This window comes from Streptomyces sp. NPDC017448, assembly GCF_044330565.1.
Classification (GTDB): domain Bacteria; phylum Actinomycetota; class Actinomycetes; order Streptomycetales; family Streptomycetaceae; genus Streptomyces.
This window is the reverse complement of record NZ_JBIRLM010000001.1, coordinates 179,877-204,348: the sequence shown is the minus strand read 5'-3', so window position 1 is coordinate 204,348 and position 24,472 is coordinate 179,877. Positions and strand designations below refer to the sequence as shown.

The following is a 24,472-nucleotide window of genomic DNA, read 5'->3' as shown; positions in this document are numbered from 1 at the left end:
GGTCACGTCCGGCAGGGTCCTCATGGCGGGTCACATCCGGAAGACGCCGAAGCCGCCGCGGGCGCCCTCGACCGGTGCGGTGTGGATCGCGGACAGGCACATCCCGAGGACGGTCCGGGTGTCGCGGGGGTCGATGACCCCGTCGTCGTAGAGCCGGCCCGACAGGAACATCGGCAGGGACTCCGCCTCGATCTGCTGCTCCACCATGGCGCGCAGCCCTGCGTCGGCCTCGTCGTCGTAGGGCTGCCCCTTCGCGGCGGCCGAGGCGCGGGCGACGATGGAGAGGACGCCCGCGAGCTGCTGCGGTCCCATGACGGCGGACTTGCTGCTCGGCCAGGCGAAGAGGAAGCGGGGGTCGTAGGCGCGGCCGCACATGCCGTAGTGCCCGGCCCCGTACGAGGCTCCCATGAGGACCGAGAGGTGCGGGACCTTCGAGTTGGCGACCGCGTTGATCATCATCGCGCCGTGTTTGATGATGCCGCCCTGCTCGTACTCCTTGCCGACCATGTAGCCGGTGGTGTTGTGGAGGAAGACCAGCGGGACGTCGCGCTGGTTGGCGAGCTGGATGAACTGGGCGGCCTTCTGCGACTCCTCGCTGAACAGCACCCCCTGCGCGTTGGCGAGGATGCCGACCGGGTAGCCGTGCAGCCGCGCCCACCCCGTCACCAGGCTCGTCCCGTAGAGCGGTTTGAAGGCGTCGAAGTCGGAGCCGTCGACCAGCCGGGCGATGACCTCACGCGGGTCGAACGGGGCCTTCAGGTCGCCGGGGACGATGCCGAGGAGTTCGTCCTCGTCGTACCTCGGCGGCTCGGCCGGGCCCGGATCGGCGTGCGCCTTGCGCCAGTTGAGACGGGCGACGATGCGGCGGGCCTGCCGGATCGCGTCGTGCTCGTCGACGGCGAAGTGGTCGGCGAGCCCGGAGGTGCGGGCGTGCATCTCGGCCCCGCCGAGGGACTCGTCGTCGCTCTCCTCGCCGGTCGCCATCTTCACCAGGGGCGGGCCGCCGAGGAAGACCTTGGACCGCTCCTTGATCATCACGGCGTGGTCGGACATGCCGGGAACGTACGCGCCTCCGGCGGTGGAGTTGCCGAACACGACGGCCACGGTGGGGATTCCGGCGGCGGAGAGGCGGGTGATGTCGCGGAACAGGGCCCCGCCCGGGATGAAGATCTCCTTCTGGGAAGGAAGATCGGCCCCGCCGGACTCCACGAGGCTGACGCAGGGCAGCCGGTTGGCGAAGGCGATCTCGTTGGCGCGCAGGGCCTTCTTCAGCGTCCAGGGGTTCGACGCCCCGCCGCGTACGGTCGGGTCGTTGGCGGTGATCAGGCACTCGACGCCCTCGATCACCCCGATGCCGGTGACGAGCGACGCGCCGACGGCGTATTCGCTGCCCCAGGCGGCGAGCGGCGACAGCTCCAGGAACGGGGTGTCCGGGTCGACCAGCAGCTCGATCCGCTCGCGGGCCGGGAGCTTGCCGCGCTTGCGGTGGCGGGTCACGTACTTCTCGCCGCCGCCGGCGAGCGCCTTGGCGTGCGCGTCCTCCAGCTCGGCCAGTTTCGCGAGCATGGCGGCGCGGTTGGCCGCGTACTCGGGGCCGTGGGCGTCGAGCGCGGTGGGCAGGACGGTCATGCGGTCACCTCCGGGTGGGGGACGTCCGCCAGCAGCGGTACGGGGACGGGCAGGCGGCGGGACCGCAGCCACTCCCCCAGCGCCTTGGCCTGCGGGTCGAACCGGGCCTGGGCGGCGACGCCCTCGCCCAGGAGACCGTGGACGGTGAAGTTCAGGGCGCGCAGATTCGGCAGGACGGTGCGGACAACTCCCAACCCGGCTGTTTCCGGCAGGAGTTCCTTGAACCGGTCCACGGTCAGTTCGTGGGCGAGCCACCGCCAGGCGTCGTCGTCGCGCACCCATACGCCCACGTTGGCGTCGCCGCCCTTGTCGCCGCTGCGGGCCCCCGCGATCAGCCCGAGGGGCGCGCTGCCGGTGGCGGTCGCGGGGTACGGCTCGGGCAGCTCCGGCGTCTCGACCGATTCCAACTCCCTTGTGCGGTACGGGGGCTCGATGACCGTCCGGGTGCCGTCCGGGAGCACGGCGGTGTGCCGGACGTCGCCCGCCGGTACGTGGATCGCCTCGAACACCCCGTAGGGCGACCCCTTTCCGGGCGGGGCGGTGACGTGGAAGCCGGGGTAGCTGCCGAGGGCCAGCTCCACGGCGGCCCCGGAGACCGCGCGGCCGACCGCCTCGGCGTCCTGGTCGCGGACGACGAGCCGGAGCAGCGCGCTGGCCCGCTCCTCGGTGTCGGCGTCGGGGTGGTCGGTGCGGGCCAGCTCCCAGCGCACCTCGGCGGGCGGGCGGGCCCCGCCGCGCTCCAGGGCGTCGGCGAACTGGTCCTGCACGAGACGGGACTTGGCTTCGACGTCGAGTCCGGTGAGGACGAAGACGACCTCGTTGCGCCAGCCGCCGAGCCGGGTGAGTCCGGCCTTGAGGGTGGGCGGCGGGGCCTCGCCGCGTACGCCGTCGATCCGGACCCGGTCCGGCCCGTCCTGGCTGAGCCGCACGGTGTCGAGGCGGGCGGTGACGTCGGGGCCCGCGTACCGCGCTCCCCCGGTCTCGTACAGGAGTTGGGCGGTGACGGTGCCGATGTCGACGACCCCGCCGGTCCCGTCGTGCTTGGTGATGACGGACGAGCCGTCGGCGTGGATCTCGGCGAGCGGGAAGCCGGGGCGGCGCAGGAGGCCGGGGTCGTGCTCGCGGAAGAACGCGTAGTTCCCGCCGGTCGCCTGGGTGCCGCATTCCAGGACGTGGCCGGCGACGACGGCCCCCGCCAGCGCGTCCAGGTCGGCGGGGCCCCAGCCGAAGTGGGCGGCGGCGGGCCCGGTGACCAGGGCCGCGTCGGTGACCCGCCCGGTGACGACGACATCGGCCCCGGCCCGCAGGCAGGCGGTGATCCCGGAGCCGCCGAGGTAGGCGTTGGCGGTGAGGAACCCGTCCGGGACGGGCAGGGCGTCGCCCTCGACGTGGGCGACGCGGACCGGCACGCCGACCTTGTCGGCCAACTCCCGTATCGCGTCGGCGAGGCCGGCCGGGTTGAGACCGCCGGCGTTGGCGACGATCTTCACCCCGCGTTCGTGGGCGAGGCCGAGTCCGTCCTCCAACTGGCGCAGGAAGGTGGTCGCGTAGCCCTTCCGCGGGTCCTTGAGGCGGCTGCGGCCGAGGATGAGCATGGTCAGCTCGGCCAGGTAGTCGCCGGTGAGGACGTCGAGGGGGCCCGCGGTGAGCATCTCGCGCAGGGCGTCGAAGCGGTCGCCGTAGAAGCCGGAGGCGTTGCCGATGCGGAGGGGGGCGGGGCCGGGGGCGGCGTTCACCGGCGGCCGTCCTGTTCGGCGCGGGGCGGCCGGCCGGGTCCGGGCGGCCCGGCGAACGCCTGGGCGATGCCGAGCCACTGTTCGGCGTCGCGGCCCTCGGCGGTGACCGCGAGGTCGGAGCGGTGGGCGCGCTGGGTGACCAGGAGGCAGAAGTCGAGGAGCGGGCCGGTGATCCGCTGGGCGGCGTCCGGCGGCCCGTACGCGATCGTCTCGCCGCCGGGGGCGTGGAGTTCGACGCGGAACTCCTCCTCGGGGGCGGTGATCCCGCGTACCGCGTAGGCGTAGTTCCGGGCCCGTACGCCGATCCGCGCCACATGGCGCAGCCGGGCGGTGGGGGTCCGGGTCGCACCGAGGGCGTCCGCGACGTCCTGGCCGTGCGCCCAGGTCTCCATGAGCCGCGCGGTGGCCATGGAGGCGACGCTCATCGGCGGCCCGTACCAGGGAATCCGGGCGCCGTCCGGGGCCTCCCGCAGGACCTTCTCCAGCCGCTGCCGCCCCTCCCGCCAGCGGGCGAGCAGGGCGTCCGGGGCGTGGGCGGCGACCAGGGCGTCGGCGGCCTCGTCGACGAACGCCTCGGGGGCGGCGAGGGCCTTGGTCACCTCGTCGGCGAACCGGTCCGGCTCGGTGGCCGCCAGCAGCGCCACCTCGTCGGTCCAGCTGAGGTGGGCGATCTGGTGGGCGACGGTCCACCGCTCGGCGGGTGTCGGACCGAGCCAGGCCGGTCCGTCCAACGACCCCACCAGGGCGTCGAGCTCGTCGCCCTCCTCGCGCAGATCGTCGATCACGGCTACGACAGCGGACACGTGCGCTCCCCTCGGGACCGGGTGTGGTGTCCAGGAGCATGGCAGCGCGCCGAGAAACAATCAAGCATGCTTGCATGATTTTATGACCGGCAGCGGCGGGGGCGAACGGGCCGGGGCGGGGCGGGAGTTGCCGGGCGGGGACGGGGACCCCGGCCCCCGGCCCCCGCCCACCTCACTCCTGGCGCGAGGCGGCCTCCCCCATCCGGGCCGTGGTGCTGGCGCCGTCCAGCGCCTCCCGCACGATGTCCGCGTGGCCGCTGTGGTGCGCGATCTCGCGGAAGACGTGCAGCAGGACGTGGCGGACGGTCCAGACGACCGGCTCCGGCGGCGACCACGGGTAGCGCGGCAGCGTCACCGTACGGTCGAGGTCGGCCTCCTCGCGGACCGTGCGGTCGAACGCCTCGGCGGCGGCGCGGAACGCCTCGACCGCGCCGGCCAGGGTCTCGTCCTCGGTCAGCCGGTTGCCGTCCGGGTCGAGGTCGGACCACTCCACCACGGCCGGCCCCTTGCCCTCGATCACTTCCAGCCAACTGCTCTGCACCTGCGCGAGGTGCTTGACCACACCGCCGAGCGTCAGCTCGCTGACGGTCGTACGGATGCGGGCCTGCTCCTCGGTGAGGTCCGCGACGGTGTAGAGGAAGTTGGTGCGCTGGTCCGCGACCAGGGACAACAGGTCCTCGCGTTCCACGGACTGGGGGAGGGCGGTGCCGGGCGATGCCATCGCGGTGTCCTTCTGATCGACGGGTGGGCGACCATCGGAGTCTGCCCGAAGGCGCGGAGCGGACGGCGGCATTCCGGCCGACCGCCTCCCATCCGCACCCGGCCGGGCGGGGGCAGCGCCCCACGGGGCCGGGGCCCGCACCACGCGGGACGGGCCGGAGCCCGCCAGCCGGGACGGGCCGCGCGGAGCCGGCGCCGGGCCCCTCGCTTCTCGCGCCGCACCCCCCGGCCGGCCGCGCACCGCGCCGATGCTCGCCCCGACGGCCAGGGCGGCGGCGAGGGCGTCCATGGTGGACAGGGCCTGGTCCAGGAGGAGGAACCCCGCGGCGGCCGTGGAGTGCGGACCGGGGCATTCCGGCGGCGGTGGGACGGCGGTCCGCGTTAGCCTCCGTCGATGACTCCCGAAACCCGCCCGCCGACCTCGGCGGCCGTCCTCTTCGACGCGGACAAGCTGGTCCTGGAGCTCCGCCACGACGCCGAAGGCGCGTACCACGCCTTCCCCGACGACGGACCCGGGGCCCCCGGCGCACCGCGCGTCGCCCTGTCCCTGGAGGAGGCCCTGCACGCCCGCATCCGCCCGGCCGGAACGGCGGAGGCGGTCCTGCGCGCCTGGGCGGAGGGGGCGGCCCCGCGGGGTGCGGTGGCCCTGGCCGATCCCTCGGCGGCGCCGCCGGTACGGGTGCGGGCCGGGGCGGTCGTCATCCGGAACGGGGCCGTCCTGCTGATCCGCTTCACCGAGGAGGACGGCGCATCGCACTACGAGATCCCGGGCGGCGGGGTCGAGGAGGGCGAGACGCCGGAGACGGCGGTGGTGCGCGAGCTGGACGAGGAGACCGGGCTCGCCGGGACCGTGGGGCCCGAGATCGCGCGGGTCTGGAAGGACGGCCGGCACGAGCACTACTTCCTCGTGGCCGCCACGGGCGAGGTCGGCCCGCCGGAGACGCTGGACACCTACGGCGGCGTCCCGGTCTGGGTGCCCGTGGAGGAGCTGCCCGCCACCCCGCTGTGGCCCCGGCGGCTGTCCTGGCGCATCGAGCACTGGCACCGGACGGGGTGGCCGGAGCGTCCGGCCGAACTGGCGGACTCGATCACGGAGCTGGGACCGCCGTGCGGGTGGTGAGGCCCGTGTCCCGCCCGCCCTACGCCGACGCCCCCGCCTCCGCAGCCCCTTCCGGCTCCTGAACCGCGCGCGGGACACCGAGGTACGGCAACTCCAGGTGGTGCGCGCCCTTGGGTACGGCCACCTCGCCGGAGTACACCAGGTCGGCGAGGTCCACCTCCAGGGCACGGAGGGCGTCCACCAGGAGGGCCGCCGCCTCGCGGGCCGGGTCGCGGGACCGGTCGCCCATGGCCAGGGCGTCGAGGACCAGGTGCTGCCGCAGTCCGTCGTCGTGCCGCCAGCCGGAAGCGGTCAGCCGGTCGGCGCCGGGGAGGCCCGCACGTTCGGCGGGGGCCTGCAGACGGAGGACGTTGTCCCAGGCCACGCCGACGGCGGCGATGGAGCGGAGCGGGTCGCGGACGGAGGAGAAGCGGAGGGTGAAGTCGCCCGGGAAGGTGTTCACCTCGGCGCAGAGTACCGCCAGGGCCGCGCCCAGCCGCTCCTGGAACTCCTCCCAGTCCCGTACCGGCTGCGAGGGCTCCGGCCCGGAGAGGTCCGCGCGGGCCGAGGCGCGCCACAGGTCCGGGTGGCCCCGGCGGAACTCGGCGCCCTGGTCGGTGCAGAGCAGTTGGAGGACCACGCAGCCCTCGTCCAGCGTGACGGCGACACTGGTTCCCGGCCGGTGCCACACCGCTCGGGGGCCCGGACCCGACAGCCGGGTGGGCGGCCCGCCGAGAACCTCCTCGGCGACCTCGCGGGCGGTCTGCGCGAAGTGCAGCTCGTGGGCGTGGTCGTCGTCGTACGCGATGCCGTACGAGACGTTGATCTCCAGCCCCAGCACCTGCTCCGGGTCCTCGGCCGCCACGGTCAGCACGCCGACGCCCTGGCGGGGGCCCCGGGGGTGCCAGCCCAGCTCCCACGCCACCTCCGGCCGGTCCCTCCGCGCCAGGTCCGGCGGGTTCGCGGGGTTCACGGGCTGGATCTCCCACCCCAGCGTGGAGAGCGCGGCCCGTATCTCCGGCAGCCGCCAGCCGCCGAGGTCGAGCGGCATCAGATCGTCCAACAGGTACCGGAACCTCGTTTCCGAGTCCCATCCGCGGTATGCGTCCGTCTTCATGCGGCGGAGCCTATAGCGGCGGCCTTCGCGAGCTGTCCCCGCATCCGGCCGGGCCCCTCACGCCTCGCGTCGCGTGCGGCCCGACCGGCTGCGCACCGCACCGATGCTGGCCCCGATGACGAGGGCGATGGCGAGGGCGTCCGTCGTGGAGAGGGCCTGGTCCAGGATCAGGAAACCGGCCCCGGCGGCGATGGCCGGCTCCAGGCTCATCATCACGGCGAACGTGGGCGCGGGCAGCCGGCGCAGGGCCATCAGCTCCAGCGTGTACGGGAGGACCGAGCTGAGGACCGCCACCGCCGCGCCGAGCGCCACGGTGGAGGGGACCGTGAGCTTCGCCCCGGACTCCATGACGCCGAGCGGCAGCGAGAGGACCGCCGCGACCACCATCGCCAGCGCCAGCCCGTCCGCCTGCGGGAAGCGGCGCCCGGTGCGGGCGCTGAACACGATGTACGCCGCCCACATCGCCCCGGCCCCCAGCGCGAACGCCGCGCCGACCGGGTCGAGGCGGTCGAAGCCCCCGCCCCCGAGCAGGACGACGCCGACGAGGGCGAGCCCCGCCCAGACGACGTTGATCAGGCGGCGGGAGGCGAACACCGACAGGGCGAGCGGGCCGAGCACCTCCAGGGTGACGGCGATGCCGAGCGGGATACGGTCCAGCGCCAGGTAGAAGAGGGTGTTCATGCCGCCCATCGCGACGCCGAAGGCGAGCACCGTGCCCCAGTCGGCCCGCGAGTGCCCGCGCACCTTCGGGCGGCAGACCACCAGCAGGATCAGCGCGGCGGCCACCAGCCGCAGGGTGACGACGCCCAGCGCGCCCGCCTTGGGCATCAGCAGCGCCGCGACGGCCGAGCCGAACTGGACGGACAGCCCGCCCGCGACGACCAGCGCGATCGGCGCCAGCGCCGCCCGCCGGGCGGCCCGGCTCCCCCCGGTGGGCGCGTCGGCGCCGCGCGGGTCGGGGGCCGGGCCGGCGCCGTCGAGGGCCGTCACCGCTTCGGGTACGGCGACGGCCGCGGCGGCCGGTTCGGCGGCGGCGCTGCGCTGGTCGTTCACGGGGGACCTTCCGAGGGGGGTGGATGAAGCGGGAGCCCGGCGGGGCGGGCGGCGGGCCGGAACGCCGACCCACCGGACCAGTCCACTGTAATGGACTGGACAGTACGAGAAGACGCACTGTCCGGTCCGTGGCCCCCTCCACCGTACGGACACCGTACGGAGGCCCGCGCAGGCCGTGGCCTACCGTTCACGCTCCCGTCGCACGCCGCCGCCCGGCGCCGGCGGTCCGCACCGCTCAGCCGGGGTCCGCCTCCTCCTCCGCACGCCCCGGGCCGTCCGCCCCGGGCCGCCGGCCCCCCGCCTCCATCGCCTCCGCAACGACCTCCGCCAGGTGCCGGGCCCGCCGCCCGGCGAGCCGGTCGAGCTGCGTACGGCAGGAGAAGCCGTCCGCGAGGAGTTCCGTGCCGGGTTCCGCCTCCCGTACGGCGGGGAGCAGCCCCTCCTCCGCGCAGGCGACGGAGACCTCCCAGTGGCCCTTCTCGAAGCCGAAGTTCCCGGCGAGGCCGCAGCAGCCGCCGCTGAGTTCGCCGGTCAGGCCCAGGCGCTCGCGCAGCCGGCGCTCCGCCGCGTCGCCGAGGACCGCGTGCTGGTGGCAGTGCGTCTGCCCGGCCACCGGACGGTCCAGGCGGGGCGGCGTCCAGTCGGGGGCGTACTCCTCCAGGTACTGGGCGAAGGTCCGCACCGAGGCGGCGAGTCCGGCCGCACGCGGGTCGTCGGGGAGGAGTTCGGGCAGGTCGGTGCGGAGGGCGGCGGCGCAGCTCGGCTCCAGGACGACGAGCGGCTGTCCGGGGGAGAGGTCCAGCCGGTCCAGGGTGCGGCGCATCACCCGGCGGGCCGCGTCGAGCCGGCCGGTCGACACGTACGTGAGGCCGCAGCACAGTCCGGGGGCGGGCGGCAGCACCGTACGCCCCGTCGCCTCCTCCAGGACCCGGACCGCCGCCCGGCCCACCTGGGGGGACAGGTGTTCGGTGAAGGTGTCCGCCCAGAGGTGCACCACACGGCTGCTGGAGAGGACGTGCGTGCCCCCGCCGCTGGAGAGGATGTGCGTGCCCCCGCCCCGCCGCGCGCGCAGCCACCGGCTGTACGTCCGGGTCGCCAGCACCGGGAGCGTGCGCTCCGGCGCGATGCCCGCCAGCCGTTTCACGAGCGCGGCGAGCGGGCCCACCCGGGCCAGGGCGTTCAGCGGCCGGGCGAAGGGGGCGGCGAGGCGCAGCCAGAGCGGGAGGCCGCCCATCGCGTAGTGGGCGGCGGGGCGGAGCCGGCCCCGGTAGTGGTGGTACAGGAACTCCGCCTTGTAGGTGGCCATGTCGACGCCCACCGGGCAGTCGCTGCGGCAGCCCTTGCAGGAGAGGCAGAGGTCGAGCGCGTCCCGGACCTCCGTACTGCGCCAGCCGTCCGTCACGACCTCGCCCGCCAGCATCTCGTGCAGCAGCCGGGCCCGGCCGCGCGTGGAGTGGGCCTCCTCGCCGGTCGCGCGGAAGGACGGGCACATGACGCCCGCGCCGCCCGTCTCCGTCGTCCGGCACGCGGCGACGCCGACGCAGCGGCGGACCGCGCCCGCGAAGTCGCCGCCGTCCCGGGGGTAGCCGAACTCCACGTCCACCGGGCGTTTCGGCAGGACCGCGAAGCGCAGGTTCTCGTCGAGGCGGGCCGGGCGGACCAGCATCCCCGGGTTCAGGCCGCCGTCCGGATCCCACAGGTCCTTGAACCGGCCGAACAGGGCGACGAGTTCGTCCCCGTACATCCGGGGCAGCAGCTCCGCGCGCGCCTGCCCGTCGCCGTGCTCGCCGCTGAGGGAGCCGCCGTGCGCGACGACGAGGGCGGCCGTCTCCTCGGAGAACCGGCGGAAACGCGCCACCCCGGCGTCGGTGACCAGGTCGAAGTCGATGCGGACGTGGACACAGCCGTCGCCGAAGTGGCCGTACGGGGCGCCGCGCAGGCCGTGCGCGGCGAGCAGGGCCCGGAAGTCGCGGAGGTACGCGCCGAGCCGGGCGGGCGGCACCGCGCAGTCCTCCCAGCCGGGCCACGCCTCACCGCCGTCGGGCATCCGGGTCGCGGTCCCGGCGGCGTCCTCGCGGATGCGCCACAGCGCGCGTCGGCGCGCCGGGTCGGTGACGACGGCCCCGTCCACCGCGTCGGCGGCCCGCAGGACGCGTTCGGCGCCCGCCTCCGCCTCGGCCGGGGTGGCGCCGCCGGTCTCGACGAACAGCCAGGCGGCCCCGCGCGGCAGCCCGGCCGCCTCGGGGACGAGGTCGGCGGCCATGCCCTCGACGGTGAGCGGGCCGTACGGCAGGAGGCCCGGGGCGGCGTCGGCGGCGGCGGTCTCGTCGGCGTACCCGAGGACGGCCAAGGCGCGGGCGGGCGGGGCCTCGACCAGCCGCACGGTGGCCTCGGTGACGACGCCGAGGGTGCCCTCGCTGCCGCAGAACGCCCGGACCGGGTCGGGGCCGCCGGGGTGTTCGGGGAGCAGGGCGTCGAGCGCGTAGCCGGAGATGCGGCGCGGGAGGTCGGGGAAGCCGGTGCGCAGGAGGGCGAGGTGGGAGGCGATCAGTTCGCGTACGCCCGCCGGGCCGTGGGCCGTGGTGACGCTCACGTCTCCGGGGCCGCGGGCCGTCGTCCCGTGCGCGCCCCGTACGCCTTCGGGGCCGCCGCCCTGTTCCAGGCGCAGCGCCTCCCCTCCGTACCGGACCACCGTCAGCTTCCGCATGTTGTCGGCGGTCGTGCCCCAGGCGACCGAGTGCGCGCCGCAGGAGTTGTTGCCGATCATGCCGCCGATGGTGCAGCGGCTGTGGGTGGAGGGGTCGGGGCCGAAGGTCAGGCCGTGGGGCGCGGCGGCGGCCCGCAGGTCGTCCAGGACCACGCCGGGCTGGACGACGGCGGTGCGGGCGGCGGGGTCCAGGTCGAGGACGGCGCGCAGGTGGCGGGTGAGGTCGAGGACGAGGCCCGTGCCGGTGGCCTGCCCGGCGATGGAGGTGCCGCCGCCGCGCGGGACGACCGGCACCCCGTGCTCCCGGCAGACCGCCAGCGCGGCCGCGACGTCGTCCGCGTCGCGCGGGGCGCACACCCCGAGCGGGACGCGGCGGTAGTTGGAGGCGTCCATCGTCCTCAACGCCCGCGCCCCGGCCCCGAAGTCGCTCGCGCCGCGTACGGCGGAGCGGAGGGCGGTGACGAAGGCCGGAGAGGCCGAGGGCGCGGGCGCGGGCGGCAGGGCGGACCGTCCGGGAGGCGGTCGATGTTGTTCGGCCATGGCCTCAGCATGCCGTCGCGTCAGGTGAACTCTTGGGATGCGACCGGACAAAATCCCGCAAGAGCCATGAAAAGGCCCACAAGATCTTCCCAAACAGACCGTCAAGTCTCCTATAGTGACCAGGACTTGCGCAGGAACTATCAGTTCCAGTTGTGCAGGATCGCCCGCACCCGTGACGAAGTGTCCGGAATTCGACCCATCACCTTCGCACACCCCGCACCGCCCGGCACCACCGCCTACCGTCCAGCACCGTCCGCCACCGAGGACTCCGATTGCGCCCCTCACACCGGCCCACCGCACTCGCCCTGCTGATATCGGCAGCCGCAACCGGCACGCTGACCCTGTGGGGCGTCGCCGCGGCCCCCGACGCGGCACGGACCCCGCTGGCCTGGGGCGCGGGCGCAGCCGCCGTGCTGCTGAGCGTCTGCGTGGCCGTCACCGTCCACGCCCTGGGGACCGCGCGGGCCCTGCGCGCCCGGCTTGCCGCCGATGCCGAGCGGTTCACCTCCGAGACCTCGCGCCTGGTCTCCGCCTCCGCCGTCGAGGCCCAGCGCTTCACCGCGGAGACGGCCAGGATCAAGGCCGCCGCCGCGTCGGAGACCGCCCGGCTGGTCTCCGAGGCACGGGCCGAGAACGAGCGGATCACCGCGGCCGCCGCCGCCGAGCAGGCCCGCCTCGGCGTCACCGTCGACCGGCTGACCGCGCGCGCCACCCGCGCCGAGACCGAGCGGTCCGCCGCCATCGCGGCCTGCGCCAACGCGGCGGGCCGGATGCAGGCCCTCTCCACCAGCATGCTGGCCGACCTCCGCGAGATGGAGCACCGGCACTCCGACGAGTCCGTGCTCGGGGACCTGCTCCACCTGGACCACCGCACCGCCCAGGCGGGCCGCCTCGCCGACTCCATCGCCGTGCTGACCGGCGCCCGTTCCGGGCGGCGCTGGGCCAAGCCGATCGTCATGGAGTCGATCCTGCGCGGCGCGATGGGCCGGATCGGCAGCTACCAGCGCGTCCGCCTCCACTCCACCAGCGACGTCGCCATCGCCGGCCACGCCGCCGAGGGCGTCATGCACGCCCTCGCCGAACTCCTCGACAACGCTGCCAACTTCTCGCCGCCCACCGCGGAGGTCCACGTGTACGTGGAGGAGGTCCCGGCGGGCATCGTCATCACCGTCGAGGACAGCGGGCTCGTCATGAGCGAGGTGCAGCTGCGCCGTGCCGAGAAGGCGGTCTCCGCCGACCACCAGGACCTCACCAACCTCTCCGGCACCCGCCTGGGCCTGGCCGTCGTCGGCCGGCTGGCCCGCAAGCACGGCCTGACCGTCTCCTTCCGGCCGTCCGCCCGCGGCGGGACCGGCGCGCTGATGATGCTCCCCCAGGAGCTGATCTCCCGCGCCCCCGCGCCGACCGCACCGGACTCCGCCGCTCCGGCCGTGACGGCCCCGGGTGCGGCGGCGTCCACCTCCGCACCCGCCGAGCCCGAGCCCTCCCACGCCTCGGCAGCCGGCACGGACCGGGCCACCACCCCCGCGGCCCGGTCCTCCGCCGGGAGCGACGCCCCCGCGTCCCCGACCCCGGCGGCGGAGACGGAGTTCCCGGCTTCGGCGGACTCCGTCTCCGAGTCCACCGGCGGCGTGCCCGAGTTCGGCGAGAGCGGCCTGCCCAAGCGCCGCCGCGGCCGCACGCTGGCCGCCGCCGAAGCCCGTACCGGCAACGTCACCCCCGGCGGAGCCGACCACCCCCGGGCCCGTACCACCGACCCGAAGGTCCAGGCAGCGCGCTTCAGCACCTTCAGCAAGGCGGTCCGAGCCAACTCCCCGCTCCCGGAAGGCAACACCCGATGACCGCGACCACCGACGAGAAGCTCAACTGGCTGCTGGAGGGGTTGCTCGACCGCACCCCCGGTACCCGCCACGCCCTCGTCCTGTCCCGCGACGGCCTCAAGCTGTGCCGCACCCCCGAGCTCTCCGTCGACCAGGCCGACCAGCTGGCCGCGATCTCCGCCGGCATCCAGAGCCTGTCGCACGGCGCGTCCATCGAGTTCGGCGACGGCACCGGCGGCGTACGGTCCGCGATGGCCGAGTTCTATGGCGGCGTGCTGTTCATCGTCGAGGCGGGGGCCGGGGCCCACCTGGCCGTCGTCGCCGACGAGGACTCCGACGTGGGCCTGGTCGGCCACAACATGAGCGAGCTGGTGGAACAGCTCGGCGAGCACCTCGTCGCGCCGCCGCGCGAACCCGCCGAGACTCCGGCCGTATGACCACGGCGCCCCGTCCCCGACCGGGCCGCGACGACGATCCGGACCGGCTGTACACCCTCACCGGGGGCCGCAGCCGCTCCGACTCCGCCGCCTTCGACCTGGTGACGCTCGTCGTCGCCGAGTGCGACCCGGCCCCCGGGATGCAGTCCGAGCACGTCGCGATCCTGCGGATGTGCCAGGGCCCGGTGGCCGTCGTCGAGATCGCCGCGAGCCTGAACCTGCCGGTCAGCATCGTCCGCATCATGCTGTGCGACCTGCTCGACACCGGCCGGATCAGCGCCCGCCACCCCCGTACAGCCCGTGTCGCGGACCGGCTCCCCGACCCCGACATCCTGGAACAGGTGCTCGTTGGACTCCGCAACCTCTGACCGCGCCGCCCTGAGCGCGACGGCCGACAACGGTCTCAAGATCGTCGTCGTCGGCGGCTTCGGGGTCGGCAAGACCACCATGGTCCGATCCGTGAGCGAGATCCGTCCGCTCAACACGGAGGAGACCATGACCCGCGCGGGCGAGGCCGTCGACCACCTCGACGGCATCCAGGCCAAGTCGGCCACCACCGTGGCGTTCGACTTCGGCCGCATCACCCTCGACGAGCGGTCCGTGCTGTACCTCTTCGGCGCGCCCGGCCAGGAGCGCTTCTGGTTCCTGTGGGACCGGCTGTTCTCCGGCACGCTCGGCGCGGTCGTCCTCGTCGACACCCGCCGCCTCGCCGACTCCTGGTACGCCATCGACCGCCTGGAGCACCACGGCACGCCGTTCATCGTGGCGTGCAACGACTTCGGCGGCCCCCTCCACAGCGAGCAGCAGATCCGCGAGGCCCTGGACCTCTCGGACGACGTGCCGCTGGTGGAGTGCGACGCCCGCGACCGCTCGTCCAGCAAGTACGTGCTCATCACGCTCGTCGAGCACCTCGCCGCGCTCTCCGCCGCCCGCCTCCGCACCCCGGAGGCGGCGCTGGCGGCGGCCGGCCCGACCCCGGAGCCCGCCCCGTGACCTCTGTCTCCGGCTGCCCCGTCTCCCACGGGTCCGTCCCCCTGTCCGGGCCCCGCTTCCAGAGCGACCCCGTGCAGCTCTACCGGGAGCTGCGGCGCGACCACGGGGCGCTCGCCCCCGTCGTCCTGGACGGCGACATCCCCGCCTGGCTCGTCCTCGGCTACCGCGAACTGCACCAGGTCGCCGGCGACCCGGCCCTCTTCAGCCGGGACTCCGACCTGTGGAACCAGTGGGACCGCATCCCCGACGACTGGCCGCTGCTGCCGATGATCGGGCGCAAGCAGAACTCGATCCTCTACACGGTCGGCGAGCGCCACAGCGTCCGCGCCATGATGATCAGCAACGCGCTGGAGGGCGTCGACCCGTTCGCCCTCAAGCGGTACGCGGAGGAGTTCGCCGACGAGCTGATCGACCGGTTCTGCACCAAGGGCTCGGTCGACATCATCGCGGACTACGCCAAGCTGCTGCCCGCCCTCGTCCTGGCCAGGATCTACGGCTTCTCCGACGAGAAGGCCCACCCCCTGGTGGGGGCGATCAACGACATGATCGACGGCAAGGAGCGGGCGCTCGCCGGAGCGGAGCACCTGGGCGCCTCGATGTTCCAGCTGCTGGTCGACAAGCACGCCGAGCCCGGCGACGACGTCGCCAGCCGGATGCTCGCCGACCCCGGCGGCTTCACCGACGAGGAGATCGTCCAGGACCTCATGGTGATGATGGCCGCCGGCCACCAGCCGACCGCCGACTGGATGGGTAACTCGCTGCGGCTGATGCTCACCGACGACCGGTTCGCCGCCTCCCTCTCCGGGGGCCGGCACAGCGTCGCGGAGGCCATGAACGAGGTCCTCTGGGAGGACACGCCGACGCAGAACGTGGCCGGCCGCTGGGCCGCCCGCGACACCCACATCGGCGGCCGGCACGTCCGCGCCGGGGACATGCTGCTCCTCGGCCTCGCCGCCGCCAACGGCGACCCGCAGGTGCGGACCGACGGCTCGGCGCTGACCGGCGGCAACAACGCCTTCCTCTCCTTCGGCCACGGGGAGCACCGCTGCCCGTTCCCCGCCCAGGAGACCGCCGAGGTCATCGCCCGTACCGGCATCGAGGTCCTGCTCGACCGGCTGCCCGACGTGGACCTCGCCGTCCCCGCCGAGCAGCTCACCCGCCGTCCGTCGCCGTGGCTGCGCGGTCTGACGGATCTGCCGGTTCTCTTCACTCCCACCCCTGCCCTCGGCAGACCCGGACACCACGGAGGCCCCGCATGACCCGCATCGCGCTCGACCCCTTCGTCAGAGACCTCGACGGTGAGAGCGCCGCGCTGCGGGCGGCCGGACCGCTGGCCGAGGTGGAGCTGCCGGGCGGGGTGCACGTCTACGCCGTCACCCACCACAAGGAGGCCCGCGCACTGCTCACCGACGGCCGGGTGGTCAAGGACATCAACGTCTGGAACGCCTGGCGGCGCGGCGAGATACCGGCGGACTGGCCGCTGATCGGCCTGGCCAACCCGGGCCGCTCGATGCTGACGGTCGACGGCCCGGACCACCGCCGTCTCCGTACGCTGGTGGCGCAGGCCCTCACCGTGAAGCGCGTGGAGAAGCTGCGCGCCGGGATCGAGGCGCTGACGGAGGCGAGCCTGGAGAGGCTGGCCGCCCTGCCCGCCGGGGAGCCGGTGGACCTGAAGGCCGAGTTCGCCTACCCGCTGCCGATGAACGTGATCAGCGAGCTGATGGGCGTGGACGCGGCGGACCACCCGCGGCTGAAGGAGCTGTTCGAGAAGTTCTTCTCGACGCAGACCCCGCCGGAGGAGGTCCCGCAGATGATGGCGGACCTCGGGACCCTCTTCACGAAGATCGTCGAGGAGAAGAAGGCGAACCCGGGCGACGACCTGACCAGCGCGCTGATCGCGGCCTCCGAGAACGGCGACCACCTCACCGACGAGGAGATCGTCAACACCCTCCAGCTGATCATCGCCGCCGGGCACGAGACCACGATCAGCCTGATCGTCAACGCCGTGGAAGCCCTCGCGCTCCACCCCGAGCAGCGCAAGAAGGTGGTGAGCGGGGAGATCCCGTGGGAGGGCGTGATCGAGGAGACGCTGCGCTGGAACACCCCGACCTCGCACGTCCTGATCCGCTTCGCGACGGAGGACATCGAGGTCGGCGACAAGGTCCTCCCGAAGGGGGAGGCCCTGATCGTCTCGTTCGGCGCGCTGGGCCGGGACGAGGAGCAGCACGGCCCGACGGCGGGCGAGTTCGACGCCACCCGCACCCCGAACCGCCACATCGCCTTCGGCCACGGCCCGCACATCTGCCCGGGCGCCGCCCTCTCCCGCCTGGAGGCGGGGATCGCGCTGCCGGCCCTGTACGAGCGGTTCCCGGAGCTGGACCTCGCGGTCCCCGCCTCCGAGTTGCGCAACAAGCCGATCGTGACCCAGAACGACCTGTACGAGCTGCCGGTGAAGCTGGGCTGCCCGCTCGGCCACGACGCGTAGGCCGTCGCCCGGCCGGGGCGGCCCGCGAAGCGGAGGCGCCGCCTCCCGCCGGGCGGCCCGCCGGCGGAGAGGTCCACCCCGCGCCGGGTGTCCACGGGCCGGAGCGCACGTCTCATCGGACGGACACGGTTACGGAGCCGTGCCACCGAGGGACTACGCTCCGTCCCGTGGCCGACATCCAGATTCCCGCTGACATCAAGCCCGCAGACGGACGCTTCGGCGCCGGTCCCTCCAAGGTGCGGACGGAGGCGCTCGACGCGCTGGCCGCCACCGGCACCTCCCTCCTCGGCACGTCCCACCGCCAGGCCCCGGTCAAGAACCTGGTCGGCGAGGTACGGGACGGCGTACGCAGCCTCTTCTCCCTCCCCGAGGGGTACGAGGTGATCCTCGGCAACGGCGGCTCCACCGCCTTCTGGGACATCGCGACGCACGGTCTGATCGAGTCGAAGTCCCAGCACCTGACCTTCGGCGAGTTCTCGTCGAAGTTCGCCAAGGCCGCGAAGCTCGCGCCCTGGCTGTCCGACCCCAGCGTGATCACCTCCGACCCGGGCACCCACCCGGAGCCGAAGGCCGAGGCGGGCGTCGACGTCTACGCCTTCACCCACAACGAGACCTCCACCGGTGTCGCGGCCCCGGTCGAGCGCGTCGCGGGCGCCGACGAGGGCGCCCTCGTGCTGGTGGACGCGACCTCCGGGGCGGGCGGCCTGCCGGTCGACATCACCGAGTCCGACGTCTACTACTTCGCCCCGCAGAAGTCCTTCGCCTCGGACGGCGGCCTGTGGATCGGCGTGTTCTCCCCGGCGGCGCTGGAGCGCGCGGCCCGGGTCCACGCCTCGGGCCGGCACATCCCGGAGTTCTTCTCGCTGCCCACGGCGATCGACAACTCCCTGAAGAACCAGACGTACAACACCCCGGCGCTGGCCACCCTCTTCCTGCTGAACGAACAGCTGAAGTGGATGAACGGCCAGGGCGGCCTGGACTTCACGACGGGCCGCACGGCCGCGTCCTCCCAGCACCTGTACGGCTGGGCCGACGCGTCGAAGTACGCGACCCCGTTCGTCACGGACCCGGCGAAGCGCTCGCAGGTCATCGGCACGATCGACTTCGCGGACGAGATCGACGCGGCGGCCGTCGCCAAGGTGCTGCGCGCCAACGGCATCGTGGACACCGAGCCGTACCGCAAGCTGGGCCGCAACCAGCTGCGCGTGGCGATGTTCCCGGCGATCGACCCGGCGGACGTGCAGGCGCTGACGGCGTGCGTCGACTACGTGATCGAGAAGCTGTAGTCCCCCGCACCTTCCGTTGTACGGAGACGGCCCGGCACCCGCGTGGTGTGCCGGGCCGTTTCTGCTTCACTCCACCGGGTGGCATATGCCAGAAGCGCGGTCTCCGGCTGCTCCGCCCTACGATGACGGTCTCGACACCAGCCCCTTCCAGGAGGCCCGCAATGTCTGCAGCAGCAGTCGAGCACCCCTGTGACGACCAGCCGGAAACGCTGCTCGAAACGGCGAACCGTCTCGCTGAGCAGCTTCCGGGGCATCGCGTCGAGATCATCGGAGGCGTCATCACCGTGGCACCACCCCCGGACGGCCCGCACGCCGACGCGCTGACCACGCTCATGGTCCCCTTCCTCGCAGCAGGTCTCCACGGCGAGGAGTCGAGAGTCCTCCAGGGCGTCGGCCTCTGGCTCCCCGGCGGCCCCCAGGACTTCGCGATCCCCGATCTGGCGATCGTCGACGCCGACTTCGACGAGCACCCGGCCGAGAACAACTGCTACGACCCCGCCTGTTTCCGGCTCGTCCTGGAAGTCACCTCCGGGAACTACCAGAACGACCTCCGCAACAAGGTCACCGCCTACGCCCAGGCCAAGATCCCGGTGTACGTCATCGTCGACCGCAAGCACAGCCGGGTCCACGTCCTGACCGAACCGCTCCCCGGCGGCTACGACCGGCACGAGGTCTACGCCCCCGGCCAGCAGGCCCCGCTGCCCGCCTCCCTCGGCGCCGAACTCGCCCTGGACGTGGACGAGATCGTGCGCGCGGGCCGCTCGAAACGCTGACGGCGCTCCCCGCGCCCGAGGCCGCCCACGCCCCGCCGCTCCCCCGCCGCGTCTACTCCCCCGGCGCCGCCGCCAGCACCGCGCGCAGGGCGGCTGTCCCCGCCAGCCACGCCTGGTCCTCGCCGGCTTCCGCCCACAGGTCCAGCGGCTCGGCGTTCGGCGCGGTGAGCCGGTCCAGGGCGCGGACGGCCAGCGGGCGCAGATCGGCGGGGAGCGGGGGCAGCGGCTTCTTCGGACCGTACGCGGTGGTGACGGCCTCGCCCCCGGGGCACTGGGCGGCGACCAGCGCGGCGGCGGCGACCGCCTCCTCGCCCTCCGCGTAGTCGTCGGGGGCCGTGCCCGCGACGGCGGCCAGGACCTCCCGGAGCACGTCCGCCTTCTTCTCGGTCTCCGCGTCGTCCACCCGCCCGCCGAAGTCGGCCGCGGCGTCGTTGTCGAAGTAGCCGATGTCCCAGGCGCCCACGGAATCCCCCTCAGTTCGCTGTGCCGGTCTCCCCATCCTCACAGCCGCCACTGACAACGGGCCTGCGCGCCAGGACGAACCCCTGCGGCGTCCGCTCCGGGAATGGCCCGTCCGTCTCCCGCTCCCGCCGCGTCACGGACACGAGGCCGAACCCCGCCTCCCGCAGGAGGTCCGCGATCCGTTCCGGCCGCCTCCGGTGGAAGACGAGCGCGACCTCCTCGCCGAGCGCCTCCGTCATCCGCAACGCCTCGTCCCCCACCTGGAAGCCCAGCAGCACGGGCGCCCCCGGTGCGAGGACGCGGCGGAACTCCGCGAAGGCGAGCGGCAGCTCCTCGTCCGGTACATGGATCGTCGAGTACCAGGCGAGCAGCCCGCCCAGCGAGGCGTCCGGCAGGTCGAGGGCGAGCATGGAACCCTCCTCGAAACGCAGCCCGGGGTGGTCCTTGCGCGCCTCGGCCAGCATCCGCGGGGCGAGGTCGACCCCGAACACCTCGATCCCCAGGCCGAGTCCGTGCAGGTACCCGGTCACCCGGCCCGTGCCGCAGCCGACGTCTGCCAGCGGCAGCCCGCCGCCGTCCTCCGCCGTGCGTGCCGCGAGTTCCGCGAAGGCGGTCAGCAGGCCCCGCTCCAGGGGCTTGCTCGCCAACTCGTCGCGGGTCCAGTCCGCGTAGCCGGCGGCGATGGCGTCGTACGAGGTCCGGGTGGTGTGCAGGAAGTCAGGTCCGGGCATGGACCGGAACCCTAGGGGACGTCCGGCACGGGGGTGCGGGCAGCCCACCGCCGCTCGCCGTCCTCCCACTCCCCGGTCGGCCGGAGCCCCGCCGCCCGTGCCACCGCCTCGGACGCGGCATGGTCGGGGTGGATGTGGGCGACGACCTCGCGTACACCGCCGGCCGACACCAGGTGCGCCGCGAGGCCCTTCGCCGCCTCGCCCGCGTACCCCCGGCCCTGCCACGGCGTACCGATCACCCAGGCGATCTCGGCGCGGGGGCCCCGCACGGTCGCCTGCACGTACCCGGCGAGGTTCCCGTCCGCACGGACCCGGAGCACCCAGTTCCACCACAGCTCCCCCGCACCGGGCGGACCGGCGCACTGCCGCTCGTAGCGGGAGCGCAGCGCGGCCGGGGACGGCGGCTCGCCGCCGGTGAACCCGTACAGCGCCGGGTCCGCCAGGACGCCCGCCATCTCCTCGGCGTACGCCGGTGCGAGCGGGAGCGCGTCGAGGCGGGCGGTGGTGAAGGGCGGGGGCGGGGGCGCGGGAGTCGTCGGCACGGTGCCCGACCCTATGCCGACCACCGGCCCTCGGTCCCCGGCCCCATGCCGTCCGCCGCGTGCCGTCCGCCCCCTACCCCATGCCGTCCGCCGCGTACCGCGTACCGCATGCCGTCCGCCGCTCACGGCCGGACGAGGACTCCGGGCCCGTACGGGACACAGCCTCCCGCACCCCGTTGGGTACACCGTACCGGGATACGAGTACGGCGTACCCACGCCTGATCCGGCGCATTACGCTGGCCCCATGGCGAAAGACGGAACGACACCGGCGACGGTCGGCACGGCCACCGGGAGCGACGACACCGCGCGCAGCCTGGAGCTCCTGTGGGGCGCCGGGGAACGCCCGAGCCGCGGCCCCAAGCCCGGCCTCACGCTGGAGCGGATCGTCACCGCCGCCGTCGCCGTCGCGGACGCGGAGGGGCTGGCCGCCGTCTCCATGCGCCGCCTCTCCACCGAGCTGGGCACGGGCACGATGTCGCTCTACCGCTACGTCCCCGGCAAGGCGGAGCTGCTGGACCTGATGTTCGACCGCGTCCTGGGCGAACCGCTGCCCGCCGCGACGGAGGAAGCCGCCGGAGCGGCCGGGGCCGACCCCTCCGGGCCGTCCGGGGCCGACCCCGCCGACTGGCGCGCGGCGATCCACACCATGGCCCGGTCCCACCTGGACAACCTGCACCGCCACCCCTGGCTGCTGAAGATCAACCAGGCCCGTACGGTGCTCGGCCCCAGCGCCCTGCGAGGGCTGGAGCTGGCGCTCGCCGGCCTGCGGGGCACGGGTCTGCGCGACTCCGAACTGATCGGCGTGATCACCACGGTGAACAGCTTCGTGGAGGGGCTCGCCCGCAGTCGGGCGGACGCGGCGGAGGCGGTACGGCAGACCGGGTTGAGCGACGAGGAGTTCCGGGACCGCCAGCGCCCCTACCTGGAGCGGGCCATGCTCAGCGGCGCGTACCCCAGGATGGCGAACATGGCGGAGGACGCCTTCAGCGCCGAGTTCGACCACTTCGAGTTCGGGCTGGGCCGGCTGATCGCCGGCTTCGAGGCGCTGGTCCGGGAGCGGGCCGCGGAAGGGACCGCCGAACGGACCGCGGAAGGGGCTTCGGAAGGGACCGCGGAAGGGGCGGCGGCCCGGACATGACAGCGCGCCCGACGCGTGTCCCAATGGAGGTATGGACGCCAGCCGGGAGCTCGCTCCTTTCGTCAAGCAGTACGCCGTCCTGCTGAGCACCCACCGCCAGGACGGGACCTCCGTCGGCACCCCGGTCAACATCGTCGTGGAGGGCGACCACGCGTTCATCCGCACGTTCTCGTCCGCGTGGAAGGTCGAGCGGATGCGCAACCACCCGCGCGTGGAGATCGCCCCCTGCACGGTCCGGGGCAGACCCACGGGACCGCAGATCAGGGCGCACGCGCGGCTGCTGCGGCCGGGCACGAAGGAGAACACGCACGCGGCGCGGATGATGTCGCGCAAGTACCCGATCGTGCAGGGTGTCCTGGTCCCGCTCGCCCACCGCCTGAAACGGGACCGGACGCTGCACTACGAGGTGTGGCCGGTGACGGACGAGGGCTGAGGGGCCCGGGGCGGGCTCAGCCCCGCCCCCGCTTCCGCCGGAGCGCGAACCACAGGACGGCCGCCCCCACGACGACCGCCGCACCGAGCCCGGCGCCGCCCTCGCCGTCGCCCGGACCGTCGCCCTCGTCCTTCCCCGCCTCGCCCGCGGCGCCGCCGCTCCCCGAGGGCTTCCCCCGCTCCCGGCCGCCCCCGGGACCGCCGCCCTCCACCTCCACCCGCACGACCTCGCTGCGCTCGCCCTCCGAGCCGAACAGGAGGGCGGAGCCGTCCGCCGTGTACGTCACCGACTCCGCCTGCCGCTGGAACGGGGCGGCGACCGACCGGTCCTCGCCGAGGCGGCCGTCCTCGAAGGCGTACTCGCGGGCGCTGAAGTACGAGCGCAGCACCAGGCGCTTCCCGTCCGGCGAGAAGGCCCCGTCGGTGACCCAGGGCACCTCGTCCACCCGGCGGAAGGTGTTCGCGGACCCGGCGTCGAGCGCGGCGGGGCCCTCGTAGAGGCCGCCGCCGTCCTCGTTCTTGGAGGCGATGTAGACGCGGCCGGTCTTCGGGTGGACCATCATCGCCTCGGCGTTGCGGGGCCCGTCGGCGTACTTCACGTCGTACTGGACGGCGGTGACGGTCGCGTCGCGCAGGGTCTTCGGCTCGGGGAAGCGGTAGATCCAGACGTGGTCCCAGCTGCCGTCGAGGTTGTCGCCGATGTCGCCGACGTAGATGTCTCCGTCCGGCCCGATCGAGATGGCTTCGACGTCCCTCGGCTCCCCGACGCCCCGCAGGGTGACGGTGGCGAGGGTCTTCCCGGTGCGGGAGTCGACGGCGAAGACGTAGGGGCCGTCGTCGCTGTCGTTGTGCGTCCAGTGGACGCCGGGGTGCGCCCGGCTGGCGGCGAGGCCGCTGGACTCGGTGATCCGGGGGTCCTCGATCGTGAAGTCGCGGTCGGGCCGCCCCTCGTCGGCCGCGGCCGGACCGGCCCCGGCGAACAGCGGCAGGGCGACGGTGAGAGCGGCGGCGAGGGCGGCGGCGGCGCGGCCCCCCGGGCCGGTCGGATACGAGCGCATGACCCCAGTGTCCATCGTCACGTCGCAGGCCGGAGAGGTGATCGGCGATGATGGCGGCATGCGTTTTCTTCCGGTCGGCGATTCCATGACCATCGGCGCCGCCGGGGACTTCACCTGGCGCTACCGCCTGTGGCAGCACCTGGAGGCGCACCCCGGCCTCCCGTACGAGATCGTCGGCCCGCGCACGACGCTGTACGACAAGGAGGCGAACGCCCCGCTCTCCCACGCCTACGCCGACCCGTCCTTCCCGCCCGCCGCGCGTCGGCACCTGGCCGGCTGGGGCGAGGGCTGGCTGCACATGGCCCCGGCCATCGCGGACGCGGTGCGCGAGGCGGAGGCGGATGTGCTGCTGGTCTCGCTCGGCCTGATAGACCTCGGGTTCTACACGGACGCCGAGCAGACGGCGGCCAACGCCCGCGCGTTCATCACGGCCGCTCGCGCCGCGAACCCGCGCGTGCGGATGGTGCTGCTCCCGGTGATACCGAACGTCCGGGCCGAGACGGACGCCCCCTTCGCCGCCTCCTGCGCCCGCTTCAACGAGCTGCTGGCCAAGACCGTGGCGGTCCTCGACGCCCCCGCGTCCCCGCTCCTGCTGGCCTCGCACCCCCCGGCGTACGACCTCCGCACGGACACCTACGACGGCACGCACCCGGGCCCCACGGGCGAACACAGACTGGCCGCCGCCTTCGCCGACGCGATGCACCGGGCGTGGGGCCTGGGCGGGCCGTACACGATGCCCTCCACAGCTTCGGCAGCGATCCCGGCCCCGGCCATGGAGGCCCAGCCGCTGCCTGCCTGATCCGGTCCGCCCCGCTCAGCCGGTGGCCGGTGCCACCGCCCGCTCGATGGCGTCGAAGATGCCGGCGCCGGTCTCCGACAGTCCCGGCGAGCCTTCGGCCGTCATGTGTGCG

23 protein-coding genes are annotated in these 24,472 nt (G+C 74.2%); 12 read left to right on the top strand and 11 right to left on the bottom strand.

Annotated elements, in window-relative coordinates:
• Nucleotides 1–30: 30 nt before the first annotated feature.
• The 4 genes from ACH4K1_RS00840 to ACH4K1_RS00825 all read right to left on the bottom strand — a co-directional run bounded on the left by ACH4K1_RS00840 (nucleotide 31) and on the right by ACH4K1_RS00825 (nucleotide 4,889).
• Nucleotides 31–1,629, bottom strand: a complete 1,599-nt coding sequence (locus ACH4K1_RS00840) for an acyl-CoA carboxylase subunit beta (protein WP_398085077.1) — start codon at nucleotides 1,627–1,629, stop codon at nucleotides 31–33.
• Nucleotides 1,626–3,365, bottom strand: coding sequence for an acyclic terpene utilization AtuA family protein (locus ACH4K1_RS00835; protein ID WP_398085075.1), 1,740 nt, complete (start codon nucleotides 3,363–3,365; stop codon nucleotides 1,626–1,628). Before ACH4K1_RS00835 ends, ACH4K1_RS00840 begins: the two co-directional genes overlap by 4 nt.
• A complete protein-coding gene (locus ACH4K1_RS00830) occupies nucleotides 3,362–4,168 on the bottom strand; it encodes a TIGR03084 family metal-binding protein (RefSeq protein WP_398085073.1) in 807 nt (268 codons plus the stop codon). Before ACH4K1_RS00830 ends, ACH4K1_RS00835 begins: the two co-directional genes overlap by 4 nt.
• A gap of 172 nt (nucleotides 4,169–4,340) precedes the next feature.
• Nucleotides 4,341–4,889: a DinB family protein gene (locus tag ACH4K1_RS00825; RefSeq protein ID WP_398085070.1), complete on the bottom strand. Its 549-nt coding sequence runs from the start codon at nucleotides 4,887–4,889 to the stop codon at nucleotides 4,341–4,343.
• Between the two features lie 393 nt (nucleotides 4,890–5,282).
• Here ACH4K1_RS00825 and ACH4K1_RS00820 point away from each other — a divergent pair, with 393 nt between their 5' ends.
• Nucleotides 5,283–6,008 (top strand): NUDIX domain-containing protein, encoded by a 726-nt coding sequence (locus tag ACH4K1_RS00820; RefSeq protein ID WP_398085068.1) that lies wholly within the window; start codon nucleotides 5,283–5,285, stop codon nucleotides 6,006–6,008.
• Between the two features lie 19 nt (nucleotides 6,009–6,027).
• Here ACH4K1_RS00820 and ACH4K1_RS00815 read toward each other — a convergent pair whose 3' ends face one another.
• The 3 genes from ACH4K1_RS00815 to ACH4K1_RS00805 all read right to left on the bottom strand — a co-directional run bounded on the left by ACH4K1_RS00815 (nucleotide 6,028) and on the right by ACH4K1_RS00805 (nucleotide 11,404).
• The gene (locus tag ACH4K1_RS00815) at nucleotides 6,028–7,104 is read right to left on the bottom strand and encodes a hypothetical protein (RefSeq protein ID WP_398085066.1); all 1,077 of its coding nucleotides are present in this window, start codon (nucleotides 7,102–7,104) and stop codon (nucleotides 6,028–6,030) included.
• A 57-nt stretch (nucleotides 7,105–7,161) separates the two neighbouring features.
• Nucleotides 7,162–8,157 carry an EamA family transporter gene (locus tag ACH4K1_RS00810; RefSeq protein ID WP_398085064.1) on the bottom strand — a complete coding sequence of 332 codons (996 nt, stop codon included), beginning with the start codon at nucleotides 8,155–8,157 and terminating at the stop codon, nucleotides 7,162–7,164.
• A 235-nt stretch (nucleotides 8,158–8,392) separates the two neighbouring features.
• Nucleotides 8,393–11,404: an FAD-binding and (Fe-S)-binding domain-containing protein gene (locus ACH4K1_RS00805; protein ID WP_398085061.1), complete on the bottom strand. Its 3,012-nt coding sequence runs from the start codon at nucleotides 11,402–11,404 to the stop codon at nucleotides 8,393–8,395.
• A 272-nt stretch (nucleotides 11,405–11,676) separates the two neighbouring features.
• On the opposite strand from ACH4K1_RS00805, the gene ACH4K1_RS00800 reads away from it, so the two are divergent.
• The 8 genes from ACH4K1_RS00800 to ACH4K1_RS00765 all read left to right on the top strand — a co-directional run bounded on the left by ACH4K1_RS00800 (nucleotide 11,677) and on the right by ACH4K1_RS00765 (nucleotide 19,198).
• Complete coding sequence (locus ACH4K1_RS00800; RefSeq protein WP_398085059.1) at nucleotides 11,677–13,245, top strand: ATP-binding protein; 1,569 nt, start codon at nucleotides 11,677–11,679, stop codon at nucleotides 13,243–13,245.
• On the top strand, nucleotides 13,242–13,661 hold the full coding sequence (locus ACH4K1_RS00795; RefSeq protein WP_228989666.1) for a roadblock/LC7 domain-containing protein: 420 nt from the start codon (nucleotides 13,242–13,244) through the stop codon (nucleotides 13,659–13,661). Before ACH4K1_RS00800 ends, ACH4K1_RS00795 begins: the two co-directional genes overlap by 4 nt.
• Complete coding sequence (locus ACH4K1_RS00790) at nucleotides 13,658–14,029, top strand: DUF742 domain-containing protein (protein ID WP_073765209.1); 372 nt, start codon at nucleotides 13,658–13,660, stop codon at nucleotides 14,027–14,029. Before ACH4K1_RS00795 ends, ACH4K1_RS00790 begins: the two co-directional genes overlap by 4 nt.
• Nucleotides 14,010–14,654 (top strand): ATP/GTP-binding protein, encoded by a 645-nt coding sequence (locus tag ACH4K1_RS00785; RefSeq protein WP_073765211.1) that lies wholly within the window; start codon nucleotides 14,010–14,012, stop codon nucleotides 14,652–14,654. Before ACH4K1_RS00790 ends, ACH4K1_RS00785 begins: the two co-directional genes overlap by 20 nt.
• Complete coding sequence (locus tag ACH4K1_RS00780) at nucleotides 14,651–15,913, top strand: cytochrome P450 (RefSeq protein ID WP_398085055.1); 1,263 nt, start codon at nucleotides 14,651–14,653, stop codon at nucleotides 15,911–15,913. The genes ACH4K1_RS00785 and ACH4K1_RS00780 overlap by 4 nt, the downstream gene beginning before the upstream one ends.
• Nucleotides 15,910–17,139, top strand: coding sequence for a cytochrome P450 (locus tag ACH4K1_RS00775; protein WP_398085052.1), 1,230 nt, complete (start codon nucleotides 15,910–15,912; stop codon nucleotides 17,137–17,139). The genes ACH4K1_RS00780 and ACH4K1_RS00775 overlap by 4 nt, the downstream gene beginning before the upstream one ends.
• Before the next feature lie 167 nt (nucleotides 17,140–17,306).
• On the top strand, nucleotides 17,307–18,425 hold the full coding sequence (serC, locus tag ACH4K1_RS00770; protein WP_398085049.1) for a phosphoserine transaminase: 1,119 nt from the start codon (nucleotides 17,307–17,309) through the stop codon (nucleotides 18,423–18,425).
• 161 nt (nucleotides 18,426–18,586) lie between these two features.
• Nucleotides 18,587–19,198 (top strand): Uma2 family endonuclease, encoded by a 612-nt coding sequence (locus tag ACH4K1_RS00765; RefSeq protein ID WP_398085047.1) that lies wholly within the window; start codon nucleotides 18,587–18,589, stop codon nucleotides 19,196–19,198.
• Between the two features lie 52 nt (nucleotides 19,199–19,250).
• Here the strand turns inward: ACH4K1_RS00765 and ACH4K1_RS00760 are convergent, their stop codons facing one another.
• From ACH4K1_RS00760 to ACH4K1_RS00750, 3 genes are read right to left on the bottom strand one after another with little or no spacing between them, the layout of a single operon-like run.
• Complete coding sequence (locus ACH4K1_RS00760) at nucleotides 19,251–19,661, bottom strand: DUF4259 domain-containing protein (protein WP_398085045.1); 411 nt, start codon at nucleotides 19,659–19,661, stop codon at nucleotides 19,251–19,253.
• A 10-nt stretch (nucleotides 19,662–19,671) separates the two neighbouring features.
• Entirely contained in the window at nucleotides 19,672–20,391 is a 720-nt protein-coding gene (locus tag ACH4K1_RS00755; protein WP_398085042.1) for a class I SAM-dependent methyltransferase, read from the bottom strand.
• An 11-nt stretch (nucleotides 20,392–20,402) separates the two neighbouring features.
• Entirely contained in the window at nucleotides 20,403–20,933 is a 531-nt protein-coding gene (locus ACH4K1_RS00750) for a GNAT family N-acetyltransferase (RefSeq protein WP_398085040.1), read from the bottom strand.
• Nucleotides 20,934–21,177: 244 nt separating this feature from the next.
• Here ACH4K1_RS00750 and ACH4K1_RS00745 point away from each other — a divergent pair, with 244 nt between their 5' ends.
• Nucleotides 21,178–22,071, top strand: a complete 894-nt coding sequence (locus tag ACH4K1_RS00745) for a TetR/AcrR family transcriptional regulator (RefSeq protein ID WP_398085037.1) — start codon at nucleotides 21,178–21,180, stop codon at nucleotides 22,069–22,071.
• 31 nt (nucleotides 22,072–22,102) lie between these two features.
• On the top strand, nucleotides 22,103–22,504 hold the full coding sequence (locus ACH4K1_RS00740; RefSeq protein WP_398085035.1) for a PPOX class F420-dependent oxidoreductase: 402 nt from the start codon (nucleotides 22,103–22,105) through the stop codon (nucleotides 22,502–22,504).
• A 16-nt stretch (nucleotides 22,505–22,520) separates the two neighbouring features.
• On the opposite strand, the gene ACH4K1_RS00735 is transcribed toward ACH4K1_RS00740, so the two are convergent.
• Complete coding sequence (locus ACH4K1_RS00735; RefSeq protein WP_398085033.1) at nucleotides 22,521–23,561, bottom strand: YncE family protein; 1,041 nt, start codon at nucleotides 23,559–23,561, stop codon at nucleotides 22,521–22,523.
• Here ACH4K1_RS00735 and ACH4K1_RS00730 point away from each other — a divergent pair.
• Nucleotides 23,560–24,360 carry a GDSL-type esterase/lipase family protein gene (locus ACH4K1_RS00730; RefSeq protein ID WP_398085030.1) on the top strand — a complete coding sequence of 267 codons (801 nt, stop codon included), beginning with the start codon at nucleotides 23,560–23,562 and terminating at the stop codon, nucleotides 24,358–24,360. The genes ACH4K1_RS00735 and ACH4K1_RS00730 overlap by 2 nt on opposite strands.
• Nucleotides 24,361–24,472: the final 112 nt, after the last annotated feature.

Excerpts from the sequence above, each read along its gene's own strand:
- ACH4K1_RS00840 (WP_398085077.1), bottom strand. The coding sequence starts at position 1,629 with ATGACCGTCCTGCCCACCGCGCTCGACGCCCACGGCCCCGAGTACGCG.
- ACH4K1_RS00825 (WP_398085070.1), bottom strand. The coding sequence starts at position 4,889 with ATGGCATCGCCCGGCACCGCCCTCCCCCAGTCCGTGGAACGCGAGGAC.
- ACH4K1_RS00820 (WP_398085068.1), top strand. The coding sequence starts at position 5,283 with ATGACTCCCGAAACCCGCCCGCCGACCTCGGCGGCCGTCCTCTTCGAC.
- ACH4K1_RS00815 (WP_398085066.1), bottom strand. The coding sequence starts at position 7,104 with ATGAAGACGGACGCATACCGCGGATGGGACTCGGAAACGAGGTTCCGG.
- ACH4K1_RS00805 (WP_398085061.1), bottom strand. The coding sequence starts at position 11,404 with ATGGCCGAACAACATCGACCGCCTCCCGGACGGTCCGCCCTGCCGCCC.
- ACH4K1_RS00795 (WP_228989666.1), top strand. The coding sequence starts at position 13,242 with ATGACCGCGACCACCGACGAGAAGCTCAACTGGCTGCTGGAGGGGTTG.
- ACH4K1_RS00790 (WP_073765209.1), top strand. The coding sequence starts at position 13,658 with ATGACCACGGCGCCCCGTCCCCGACCGGGCCGCGACGACGATCCGGAC.
- ACH4K1_RS00775 (WP_398085052.1), top strand. The coding sequence starts at position 15,910 with ATGACCCGCATCGCGCTCGACCCCTTCGTCAGAGACCTCGACGGTGAG.
- ACH4K1_RS00765 (WP_398085047.1), top strand. The coding sequence starts at position 18,587 with ATGTCTGCAGCAGCAGTCGAGCACCCCTGTGACGACCAGCCGGAAACG.
- ACH4K1_RS00755 (WP_398085042.1), bottom strand. The coding sequence starts at position 20,391 with ATGCCCGGACCTGACTTCCTGCACACCACCCGGACCTCGTACGACGCC.
- ACH4K1_RS00745 (WP_398085037.1), top strand. The coding sequence starts at position 21,178 with ATGGCGAAAGACGGAACGACACCGGCGACGGTCGGCACGGCCACCGGG.
- ACH4K1_RS00740 (WP_398085035.1), top strand. The coding sequence starts at position 22,103 with ATGGACGCCAGCCGGGAGCTCGCTCCTTTCGTCAAGCAGTACGCCGTC.
- ACH4K1_RS00730 (WP_398085030.1), top strand. The coding sequence starts at position 23,560 with ATGACCCCAGTGTCCATCGTCACGTCGCAGGCCGGAGAGGTGATCGGC.
- ACH4K1_RS00735 (WP_398085033.1), bottom strand. The coding sequence starts at position 23,561 with ATGCGCTCGTATCCGACCGGCCCGGGGGGCCGCGCCGCCGCCGCCCTC.